The 11273-nt window shown below is 63.0% G+C and carries 10 protein-coding genes; 5 read left to right on the forward strand and 5 right to left on the reverse strand.

Translation table 11 applies throughout. From position 1 onward, the window contains the following. From QT222_RS14170 to QT222_RS14185, 4 genes are all read right to left on the reverse strand, one after another. On the reverse strand, positions 1 to 727 hold a 727-nt coding region (locus QT222_RS14170; RefSeq protein ID WP_491477532.1), incomplete at its 3' end, for a UvrD-helicase domain-containing protein. A 158-nt stretch (positions 728 to 885) separates the two neighbouring features. Next, positions 886 to 1062 (reverse strand): HVO_0416 family zinc finger protein, encoded by a 177-nt coding sequence (locus QT222_RS14175; RefSeq protein WP_320051488.1) that lies wholly within the window; start codon positions 1060 to 1062, stop codon positions 886 to 888. Between the two features lie 86 nt (positions 1063 to 1148). Next, positions 1149 to 2657, reverse strand: coding sequence for a carboxypeptidase M32 (locus QT222_RS14180; RefSeq protein WP_491477533.1), 1509 nt, complete (start codon positions 2655 to 2657; stop codon positions 1149 to 1151). A 359-nt stretch (positions 2658 to 3016) separates the two neighbouring features. Next, a complete protein-coding gene (locus tag QT222_RS14185) occupies positions 3017 to 4111 on the reverse strand; it encodes a M20 family metallopeptidase (RefSeq protein WP_491477534.1) in 1095 nt (364 codons plus the stop codon). Positions 4112 to 4227: 116 nt separating this feature from the next. Between QT222_RS14185 and QT222_RS14190 the strand changes: the two genes are divergently transcribed. Together QT222_RS14190 and QT222_RS14195 are read left to right on the forward strand one after the other, a co-directional pair. Beyond that, positions 4228 to 5862: a methyl-accepting chemotaxis protein gene (locus QT222_RS14190; protein ID WP_491477535.1), complete on the forward strand. Its 1635-nt coding sequence runs from the start codon at positions 4228 to 4230 to the stop codon at positions 5860 to 5862. An 84-nt stretch (positions 5863 to 5946) separates the two neighbouring features. Continuing rightward, on the forward strand, positions 5947 to 7821 hold the full coding sequence (locus QT222_RS14195) for a PINc/VapC family ATPase (RefSeq protein WP_491477536.1): 1875 nt from the start codon (positions 5947 to 5949) through the stop codon (positions 7819 to 7821). A 97-nt stretch (positions 7822 to 7918) separates the two neighbouring features. On the opposite strand, the gene QT222_RS14200 is transcribed toward QT222_RS14195, so the two are convergent. Continuing rightward, positions 7919 to 8212 (reverse strand): MarR family transcriptional regulator, encoded by a 294-nt coding sequence (locus QT222_RS14200; RefSeq protein WP_004058066.1) that lies wholly within the window; start codon positions 8210 to 8212, stop codon positions 7919 to 7921. A gap of 124 nt (positions 8213 to 8336) precedes the next feature. Between QT222_RS14200 and QT222_RS14205 the strand changes: the two genes are divergently transcribed. The 3 genes from QT222_RS14205 to QT222_RS14215 all read left to right on the forward strand — a co-directional run. Further along, complete coding sequence (locus QT222_RS14205) at positions 8337 to 8651, forward strand: EMC6-like membrane protein (protein WP_004058063.1); 315 nt, start codon at positions 8337 to 8339, stop codon at positions 8649 to 8651. 2 nt (positions 8652 to 8653) lie between these two features. Continuing rightward, positions 8654 to 10468 (forward strand): ribosome biogenesis/translation initiation ATPase RLI, encoded by a 1815-nt coding sequence (locus QT222_RS14210; protein WP_491477537.1) that lies wholly within the window; start codon positions 8654 to 8656, stop codon positions 10466 to 10468. Between the two features lie 172 nt (positions 10469 to 10640). Beyond that, positions 10641 to 11273: VOC family protein (locus tag QT222_RS14215; protein ID WP_491477538.1), on the forward strand; the 633-nt coding region annotated here is incomplete at its 3' end.

Raw genomic sequence — 11273 nt, forward strand, 5'->3', positions numbered from 1 at the left:
CCTCGTACACGTCGTACTGGAGTGTGGTGATGTCCTGAACTACGTCGTAAACGAGGTAGTCGACGTTCGGGACGAGCGCGCGCTGCTTGACCCGTTCAAGCATGTCCGCGAAGCCGACGAGGTCGTTTTCGCCCTTGTAGGAGCGCCACGCCCGGATTGCTTCCGGAATGTCGATGCGGTCGTCGTCGGACGGCCACGTCGGCGTGTATTTGTTTCCTTCCTGCGCGTTGGGGTCTACCTCCGGCGGGAGACGAACCTCTTCGACGTTCCACTGGAAGGGTACGTCGTACCAGTCGGCTACGTCGCGGCGGGGGCGCTGGAGCCACTGACTCGTTGCAATAACTTTGTTGCCGATGGTGGTCGACCGGGCGGTCCGACGGCCGGCACCGCCGTACTCGTCTTCGAACTCGATACCGTACTCCTCGCAGAACTCCTTTTTGGCCTTCTCGCCAACGACGTCGTTGCGCGAGAGACTCAGTAGTTCGTACGCCTTCGCGTGCATCGTGGAGACGTTCCCCTTCAGCGAACGCGGGTTGATATCGAGTCGTTCGGCGAGTCGCTCACGGACCTCGGCCGCTGCGGCCCGGGTGTACGAGACGACGAGAATGTCGCGGATGGTGACGCCGTCTTGTTCGAGAATTGCCTCGACCTTGTCGAGCAAGGCCGTGGTCTTCCCGCTACCCGGTCCTCCGAACAGGCGGGTGACGGTCACGTCGGAATCGCTCATTGTACACGTTCACGGTCTTATCTGTGATAAGCGACGTGCTTCGGACGAGGGCGAACGCGCCCGGTGTGGAATATCTCGCCGGGCGTTCGCAGACGCATCACCAAACAGGATTTGGGAGCGTCGAGAACAGGTGCTGTGGCTTGGTCAGTTCGGACGCGTTAGACCTCCGGCACCCACCCACACACGGAGCAGGTTGCCGCGCCCATGTCGTGCAACGCCCCACAATCGGGGCACTGCAATTTGTTATAGGATCGGTCCCAGCGTACCGGTTCTATCTCGTGACCGCGGTCGGTCAAGAACTGGTCGAACAAGTCGTCACTGGGTGCTGAGGCCATACACGACATGATATGGCATACCACTATTTAGTTCCTGCGACGAGACTGATTCTCCGGGAATCGGCGTGATAGCGTCTCTCGACGCCCTACAGGTCGTAGAGTTCGCCGTACTTCGATTCGACGTAGTCGATGAACTCGTCTGCGGTGAAGTCGTCGCCGGTCGCCCGCTTTACGAGGTCGTTGGTCTCGTAGCGGCGGCCGTGCTGGTGGATGTTCTCGCGAAGCCACTCACGCAGGTCGTCGAACTCGCCGTCGGCGATTTTCTCGTCGAGGTTCTCGATATCCTCCTCCGCGGCGGCGAACAGTTGAGCAGCCATGATGGACCCGAGCGAGTACGTCGGGAAGTATCCGAAGTTACCGTAGGCCCAGTGGATGTCCTGCAGACAGCCTTCCGAGTCGGTCTCCGGGCGGATACCGAGGTACGCTTCGTATTTGTCGTTCCACGCTTCCGGCACGTCCTCGACCGAGAGGTCGCCTGAGACGAGTTCGCGTTCGAGTTCGAACCGGATGACGATATGCAGGTGGTAGGTCAGTTCGTCGGCCTCGACGCGGATGAGGTTGTCCTCGTACACCTGATTCGCCGCCTCGTAGGCGTCTTCGACCGTCGCGTCGGTCTCGGGGAAGTGCTCCTCGAACGTCGACAGGAAGTGCTGCCAGAAGGCGCGCGAGCGGCCGACGTGGTTCTCCCAGAGACGCGACTGCGACTCGTGGACCGAGAGGTCACGGTCCTCACCGAGCGGCGTCGCGTAGTGTTCGTCCGGCAGGCCGAGCGTGTAGAGCGCGTGGCCGAACTCGTGGATGGTCGAAAACAGCGACCCGAGCGGGTCGGACTCGTCGTAGCGGGTGGTCACGCGGGCGTCGAACTGCGTCCCCGACGAGAACGGGTGCGGCGCGGTGTCGAGACGGCCGCGCTCCCACGGGTACCCGAGCGTCGTGAGCGCGTCGCGGGCGAGTTCTTCCTGTTTTCCGGCCGGGAACTCGCCTTCGAAGGCGTCGCGGGCGAGTTCTTCGTCGGACTCGCGGATATCCTCGATCATCGAGACGAGGACTTCGCGCACTTCGGCGAGAATCTCTTCGGCCTGTTCGAGCGGCAGGCAGGGTTCGTAGTCCTCGAAGAGCACCTCGTAGGGGTCGCGGTCGGGGTCGATGTGTTCTGCGTACTTGCGCTTCAGTTCGACGTGTTTCTCTAGATACGGCGCGAACGTCTCGAAATCGTCTTCGGCTTTTGCCTCCTTCCACGCTGTAATCGCTTCGGAAGACGTCGCCGAAATCTCCTCGACGAGGTCGTTCGGGACGCGAACGGCGCGTTCGTAATCGCGGCGAATCTCACGGAGTACGTCGGCCTGCTCGTCTGTCGGGTCGTCGGCCTCCGCTGCTTCGAGGAGTTCGCCGAACTCCTCGTCGGTCATGAGTTCGTGACTAAGCGCGGAGAGCGTGGACATCTGCTGGGAGCGCGCGGGCGTCCCCTCGTCGGGCATGATGACCTGCTGGTCCCACGACAGCAGGCCGCCCGCCTTCTCGACGTTGGCGATTCGTTTGTACTTCGTGAGCAGTTGGTCGTACGCCGATTTCGCTTCGGTGGAGGATTGTGCCATGTCGTGTCAGGTCGGGCTCGGGGCGTATTAAATCGAAGGAGACGGCTATTCGGGTTGGGTTTCTTACTATTATCAGCAGTCGTTGCGTGTGGTTTCGGTGTTGCACACGTTTTCGTCGACGTTGTAGCGGTTCACAACATCCCGAAAGCCCCCGCGTCCGCGACTCGGTGGACTCGCTGTGGTCCTCGGTGCTCGCTTCGCTCGCGCCTGCGGTCCTTGCGTCGTCCGCCTTCGTCCCGGACGCGGCCCCTTTCAGTCCCTCCCTGTGGGCTATCCAGTTGTCGCCGCCCGTGGGTAGTCAAATAATCGCCGCCCGTGTATTGGTCGGTCGTCGTCGCCGAAGTGTTCTCCGACGCCACTCACCACCCTTCCAAAAGCTCCCGGTACGTCTCGTAACACCGCTCCAGTACGTCCAACGACACGCTCTCGTCTTTCGTGTGCGCCTCGCCGGGTTCCGAGGGGCCGTAGACGACGCAGGTCGTCCCCTCCTGCGCCAACCACCCGGCGTCGGTGGCGTGGGGCTTCGTCACCTGCTGTGGGTCCTCGTCGCCGCGCGCTTCGTGAACCTGACGGGCCGCGTCGAGGACGTGGTCGGCGAACTCGGCGTCGTCACACGCCATCGGGGGCAAGTCCTGTTCGACGACCCACTCCACGCCTTCGACGGATTCGACTTCAGAGAAGTCGGCGTATCCGCCGGGGACGGTTCGTTCGTCGATGGTGATTTCGCAGCGGTCCGGAATGACGTTCCACGCGCTTCCGCCGTCGATTCCGGTCACTGTGGCGCTCCCCGAGACGGCGTGTCCGAGAACTTCGGCAGCAGGAACGCTCAGGTCGCGGACCACGTCGACGGCGTCGCAGGCGCGGTAGACAGCGTTTGCGCCCTGCTCGGGTTCACTTGCGTGGCAGGCGGTGCCGGTTGCGACAAGCGTACTCGCCCGACGGCCGCGGTGGGCGACGGCCACGTCGGTTCGGTCCGCACCGGAGTAGTTCGTCGAGCCTTCGGCGACGACGGCGTAGTCGAGTTCGAGACCGCTGTCGAGGGCCGCACGGACACCCATGCCGCCGACTTCCTCGCCGACGAACGAGGCGAAGACGACTTCGCTCGTGGCCGAATCGACGGCGTCTCGGAACGCGAGCATCGCCGCAGCGACGGCGCCTTTCATGTCCGCTGCGCCGCGGCCGTAGAGGCGACCGTCGCGTCTCTCGACTTCATCATCACCGGTGTCTCTTACTTGCCGGTCGGCTGGCGGCACCACGTCGTGATGGCCGACGAGTGCGAGCGACTCACCGACGCCCGAGTTCGTTCGGGCGACGACGTTCCCATTCTCATCTCTGATTACGCTTGAATCCGTCTCGTCGCGGAGCCACGTCTCGATAAAATCGCCAACGGCCGTCTCGTCTTGATGGCTCGGAACTGAGACGAGGTCCGACGTGAGGGCAGTAAGTTCGTCCATGCTACCTCATCGCGCGGTTGACAGAAAAGCGTACGGCGCCCCGACGGAGCACGGTAAATTATCAATATGTGAGAACGGGTAAATCGACTTATTACATATCATCGGAACGTCAGTCTATGGCCCTCATTTCGGCGTACGAACGGATACTGTGGGGGACGATGGACGTCCTCAGGGTATCTGATTCGGTCGAACGAAAAGTCGTCGCGGCGGTCGGTATTCAGTTCACGGTCTCGCTCGCGCAGGCAGCGCTGCCGTGGATTGCAACCGGTACGACGCGACTCGTACTCACTGGGCTACTGTTGACGGGAGCAACGCTCGCCTTCGTCAACACGGTTCTCATCACCCGCAAAGATATCGTCTCACCAATCGAAGCGATTTCGTCGTCCGCGGCCGGCGTCGCCGCGGGTGACCTGTCGGCGAACCCTCCACACGTCGACGGGAAAGACGAAGTCGCCGCCCTCGCCGACGACTTCGGAGCGATGCACGAACACGTCTGTATCGTCGCCTCACAAGCGAGCGCGCTGGCCGACCAGCAGTTCGATGACCCGGCGCTCGACGAAGATTTACCGGGCGAGTTCGGTGACGCTCTCGACCGGATGCACCGCAATCTCGCAGACTACACGCGCAACCTCCAGCACCTCGTCGAGGCCTTTGCCGAAGCGACTTCGCGCGCCCAGTCGGGCGACCTCACGGCGACCATCGACACGGCCAACTGGGGGGTCGACGACGACCGCTACGAGGCGGTCGCGGAGACCTACAACGACCTCGTCTACACGCTTTCGACGACTATCGGCGAGGTGCAGTCGTTCGCACAGGAGGTCTCGCAGATGAGCGCCACCGCACAGAACCACGTCGAGCGAGCGAACGCTGCGAGCGAGGAAGTCGCCGCCTCGGTCACCGAGATTTCCGACGGGGCGACCACACAGACGGACCACCTTCAGACGGTCGCCGACGAACTCAACACGCTCTCGGCGACGGTTGAGGAGATTGCCGCCTCCGCCGACGAGGTCGCCGAGACCGCCGAGACGGCCTCCGAGCGCGGTGAGGCCGGTCGAGACGCTGCGACCACGGCGATGAAGGAGTTAGACGCTGTCGAAGCACGCATCGACCACACCGCCGACGCGGTGGCCGAACTCGCCGAGGGTATCGAGGAAATCGACGAAATCGCCGCGTTCATCGACCACGTCGGGTCACAGACCGACTTACTCGCTATCAATGCCGCAATCGAGGCGGCTCACGCCGGCGAGGCGGGCGACGGCTTCGGCGTCGTCGCGGAGGAGGTCAAGTCGCTCGCCGAGGAGACTCGCGACTCGGCCGACGAGGTTTCGGCACTCATCGCGGATATTACTGACCACTCCGAGGAGACGCTCACGGACGTCCGGGAGATGAACAAGCAGGTCTCCGACAGCCTCGAAACCGTCAGTGAGGCAATCGGCGAGTTCGAAACCATCGTGGACATGGTCACCGACATCGACGCCAGCGTGGCCGAGATGAGCGCCGCGACCGACCAACAGGCTCAGTCTGCACAGGATATCGCAACCCGCGTCGACGACGTGGCGAACATCTCCGAGGAGACGGCCGGACAGTCCCAGACGGTCGTCGAAACGGCGAACGAACAGTCCGAATCTATCGGGGACCTCGCAGAGCAGGCGGCTATTCTCTCGTCGCGGGCGGCGGACCTCGATGGACTCGTCGGCTCGTTCGAGGTTGTCGAGGAGACGCAATCTGCCGCTTCGCCTGTGGACGACTGACTGACCCACGAGTACGCGCCTGTCCGGCGATTACTCACCTACTTTATCTATATCCTTATCCGTCCCCCGCTCAAAATCTCGCGCATGAAGATAGTGCCGGACACGAGCGCGGTCATTGACGGTCGCGTGTCCGAGCGAGTCGACGACGGCACCTACGAGGGTGCCGACGTTCTCGTCCCCGAAGCAGTCGTCAGCGAACTCGAATCGCAGGCCAACGACGGCCGCGACACGGGGTGGGAAGGGCTCTCCGAGCTTCAACGCCTCGCAGAACTCGCCGACGACGGCGTCATTGACCTCCAGTACGTCGGTCGTCGTCCGAGTACTGGCGAGACGAAGGGTGCCCACGAGGGCGACATCGACGCGCTCATCCGCGACATCGCCACGGACCGCTCGGCGACGCTGCTGACGAGCGACGTGGTACAGGCTGAAGTTGCGAAGGCGAAGGGACTGAGTGTCGAGTTCGTCGAAGCCGAGGTCCGCGGTTCTGGCGGGCTTATCATCGAGCGGTTCTTCGACGACGATACCATGTCGGTCCACCTCAAGACCGACACCAAGCCGAAGGCCAAACGCGGTGCCATCGGCGAGATGCACTACCAGACCATCGCCGACGAGGTGACCGACGAGGCGACGATGAAAGAGTGGGCAGACGACATCGTCAACTCCGCTCGCGCGTCGCCCGACGGATTCATCGAACTCTCCGAACCGGGGATGGATATCGTCCAGTTCCGCGATTACCGTATCGCCGTCGCCCGCCCGCCGTTCGCCGACGGTATCGAAATCACGGCCGTTCGTCCCATCGTCAAGACCGAACTCGACGACTACGAGTTCGCCGACGAACTCCGCGACCGACTCGCCGAACGCCAGCGCGGCGTCCTCATCTCCGGGTCGCCCGGTGCCGGGAAGTCCACCTTCGCGCAGGCTGTCGCCGAGTTCCTCAACGACAACGACTACGCGGTCAAGACGATGGAGAAACCGCGCGACCTGCAGGTTGGCTCCGACATCACCCAGTACACCGCACTCGGCGGCGATATGGCGAAGACGGCCGACTCGCTGCTTCTCGTCCGTCCCGACTACACCATCTACGACGAGGTCAGAAAGACCGAGGACTTCTCGGTTTTCTCCGACATGCGTCTCGCCGGCGTCGGCATGGTCGGCGTCGTCCACGCAACCCGCGCCATCGATGCGCTCCAGCGCCTCGTCGGCCGTGTCGAACTCGGCATGATTCCGCAGGTGGTCGACACCGTCGTCTACATCGAAGACGGTGAGGTCCACACGGTCTACGACGTGAGCACCGAAGTGAAGGTGCCCGAGGGTCTCTTTGCGGAGGACCTCGCGCGTCCGGTCATCCAGATTCGGGACTTCGAAACCGGCCGCCCGCAGTACGAGATTTACACGTTCAACCGGCAGGTCGTCACGGTCCCGCTGGGCGAGAAGGACGACGAGAAGGAAAGCGGCGTCTCTCGCCTCGCAAAGCAGGAAATCGAGCGGGAGATTCGCTCTATCGCCCGCGGACACGTCGAAGTCGACCTCAAGGGCCAGAACCGCGCGGTCGTCTACGTCGAAGAAGACGACATCTCCTACGTTATCGGCAAGGGCGGCGGCCGAATTTCGGACGTCGAGGACCGCCTCGGCATCAATATCGACGTTCGGACGCACGACGAGAAACCCTCGGGTAACGAGTCGGCAGCGAGCGGTCAATCCGCAGCAGGCGGCGCATCGGGCGGCGGTCAGGCTGACGAGGCCATCGTCGTCACGCCGGAGGTCACCTCTCGCCACGTCGTCATCCGGATGGACGGCCACGTCGGCGAGACGGTCGAAGTCCGTGCCGATAACCAGTACCTGTTTACGGCGACAGTCAGCCGCGGCGGGGACATTCAGGTTTCTCGCGGCAGCGCCATCGCTGAGGAACTCGAGAACGCAATCGACAAGAAACAACAGATTTCAGTCGTTCCGGCCTGACGGCGAGGACAACCACTCGTCGGCCGATTTCGACTACTTCGGCACGTCGCAACTGGTTTCTCGTGATACCGACTGCGAAGTGTGGGTGTGATTCTGGTTATTCAGCGCAGCAGGCTTTTTCCTTTCCGCCGTCTGCTTTCGCCTGCGCTTGCTTCGGTGCGAGGTCGGTTAGCTGATAGAGATTCTGACGAGCGTCGGCGAAGTAGACATCCTCGTCGACGATGCCGATTCCTTCCAGTCGTTCGAGTGCGTAGCGAACAGTTCGGGCCGAGAGCATCGATTCCTGCACGATGCCCTTCTGGGTGAGCGGACCGTTGTATTCGAGTACCTTGAAAACAAGCTTCGCACTCGGTGGGAGGTCGTCGAGACTCTCCTCTTCTGTTCCAGTCATCGTTACGAATCGAAACGCGCAACCAGCATAAACCTTGTTGGCCGGGGTTGGCCGACAACGCTTTATCGCCGGATGCGACGGAAGGAACGAACGCCTTTTGATGCCGGATACCGGACGAGGACACATGGCCACGGAAACGCAGACCGGTCTCTCCAGTCATATTCGTGGAGTGACGGTCACGACACTCGCCTGCCTCTCCGGCATCGCCGCAGCGGTGCTTTCCGGGGTTCTGGTGGGGACGACCGCCGAGGCCGCGACCAATCAGTTGGCCGTGGGTATTCTCGGTGCGTTCGTTCTCGCACAGTTCCCGGTGCTCCGCGTCATCGGTGTCGATGTCAACGGGTTCGGGGCGAAGGACTACATCTACGTCGTGTTCATGACCTTCGCGCTCTGGTTCATCTCGTTCGCCATCCTGCTGACCTCAGGTGTTCAGCTCTAACAATGGCTGACGATAGTATCGCCGTCGTCGACTTGGACCGGTGTTCCCCGGACCGCTGTAGCTACGAGTGCTCGAACTTCTGTCCGCCCAACCGGACGGGCAAAGAGTGCATCACGCTTCGCGGCGAGGACGCCGAACAGGGCGGTCCCGACCAGGTCCGCATCTCCGAGGAAATCTGTCTCGGTGAGACCTGTGGTATCTGTGTCGAGAAGTGTCCCTTCGACGCTATCGAAATCATCAACCTCCCGTCCGAACTGGACGAGGACCCGACCCATCGGTACGGCGAGAACGCCTTCTCGCTGTACGGACTGCCCGTCCCCGAATCGGGGTCTGTCACGGGTATCCTCGGCCCGAACGGTATCGGGAAGACGACCGCCGTCCGCGCCCTCGCCGGCGAGATGGTGCCGAACCTCGGCAACTACGACGACGAACCGTCGTGGGAGGCCGTCCTCGACCGCTTCCGCGGTACCGAACTCCAGAATTACGTCGAGCAAGTCCGCGACGGCGAGGTCACCATCGCCCGCAAGCCGCAGTACGTCGACCAGATTCCCAAGCAGTTCGACGGGAAAGCCCGCGAACTCTTGGAGGCGACCGACGAACGCGGCGCGCTCGACTCTTACATCGACCGCCTCGACATCGGCCCGGTCGTCGACAACCACATCGACACGCTCTCCGGCGGGGAACTCCAGCGCGTCGCGCTCGCAGCGACCCTCGCCCGCGACCGCGACTTCTACTTCCTCGACGAGATTTCGCCGTACCTCGACATCGGCCAGCGCGTCACTGCGGCGCGTCTCATCCGAGAACTCGCCGAGGATGAAGACCGCGCAGTGCTCGTGGTCGAACACGACCTCGCCATCCTCGACCTCCTCGCCGACACGCTCCACGTCGCGTACGGTGAACCCGGCGCGTACGGTGTCGTCACGGACCCCAAATCGGTCCGGAACGGCATCAACGAGTATCTGAAAGGGTACCTCACGAACGAGAACATGCGTATCCGTCCGGAGGCTATCACCTTCGAGGAACACGCGCCGCGCGAGACCACGAAGGCCGAACCCCTCATCGAGTACCCCGAACTGAGCAAGTCCTACGGCGACGGAGAGTTCTCCCTCGACGTCGATTCGGGGACCATCTACAACGGCGAAGTCCTCGGTATCGTCGGCCCGAACGGGATTGGTAAATCCACGCTCGCTCAACTGTTCACGGGCGACCTGACGCCCGACGTGGGCGAACTCGACTTCGCGCTCGACATCTCGTACAAGCCGCAGTACATCGAAATCGACCAGCCGATGCGCGTGGACGCCTTCCTGTCGTCCATCACCGACCAGTTCGGCTCGTCGTACTGGAACACGGAAATTGCGAACCCGTTGCAACTCAACCGCATCATGGAGCGCAACCTCACCGACCTCTCCGGCGGTGAGCGCCAGCGCGTCGCTATCGCCGCGTGTCTCTCGCAGAACGCCGACCTCTACCTGCTCGACGAACCGTCGGCCCACCTCGACGTCGAACAGCGCGTGCAGGCCACGTCGGCCATTCGCCGCTACGCCGAGAACCACGACGCGACGGTCATGGTCATCGACCACGACATCTACATGATGGACCTGCTGGCGGACCGCCTGATGGTCTTCGACGGCGAACCGTCTATCGAGGGGCACGCTTCGAAGCCACAGGAGATGCGAAACGGCATGAACGACTTCCTGTCGGACCTCGACATCACGTTCCGCCGCGACGAGCGCACTTCGCGCCCGCGCATCAACAAGCCCGAATCACAACTCGACCGCGAGCAGAAGCGCTCCGGCGAGTACTACTACGCCGAATAGTCGGACTCGTCGTCCGCGATGCGGACGACCCAGCGTTTCCGTTTTCCGGTCCACCGCTCTCGTCAGTTACGTTCACAGACACCTCTTCGTCAGTTACGTCCCCGACGGCCATCGCGTCGGTCACACCCGTGTCACTGGCATGCCTTTGGCGCTCACGCACCAAGGGTCGGTCATGACTGACACCGCTACCGAGACGCCGGCACTCACGGATGCGACTCACCTCGGCCGGATCGCACTCCGTGTCGGGTCACTTGACCGCGTTGTCCCGTTTTACCGGGACGTGGTTGGCCTCGCAGTCGAACGCTATGGGTCCCGCGCCGTGCTCTCGGCCGGAAACACACCCCTTGTCGTCCTGAACGAAGCTCCGGACGCACCGCCCCGCGCCGGAGACCAGGCCGGGTTGTTCCACCTCGCTATCCGTGTTCCCGACCGGGGTGCACTCGGCGATGTACTCGACCGCATCCGCGACGGTGCGACCCTCTCGGGTGCGTCCGACCACCTCGTGAGCGAGGCGCTCTACCTCCGCGACCCCGAAGGCAACGGCGTCGAAATCTACCGCGACCGTCCGCGCGAGGAGTGGCCGACGAAAGACGACGGCCGCGTGAAGATGGACACGCTTCCGCTCGACCTCGATTCGGTGCTGGCGGACGCACACGGCGACGACCGTGCTCCCGTCGGAACCGACCTCGGACACGTCCACCTCGAAGTGACCGACCTTGGCCGCGCCCTCGACTTCTCCGTCGATGCGCTCGGGATGGACCTCCGCGGTGACGGGTACCCGAATGCCGCGTCCGTCGCTGCCGGG

The organism is Haloferax sp. s1, assembly GCF_058382125.1.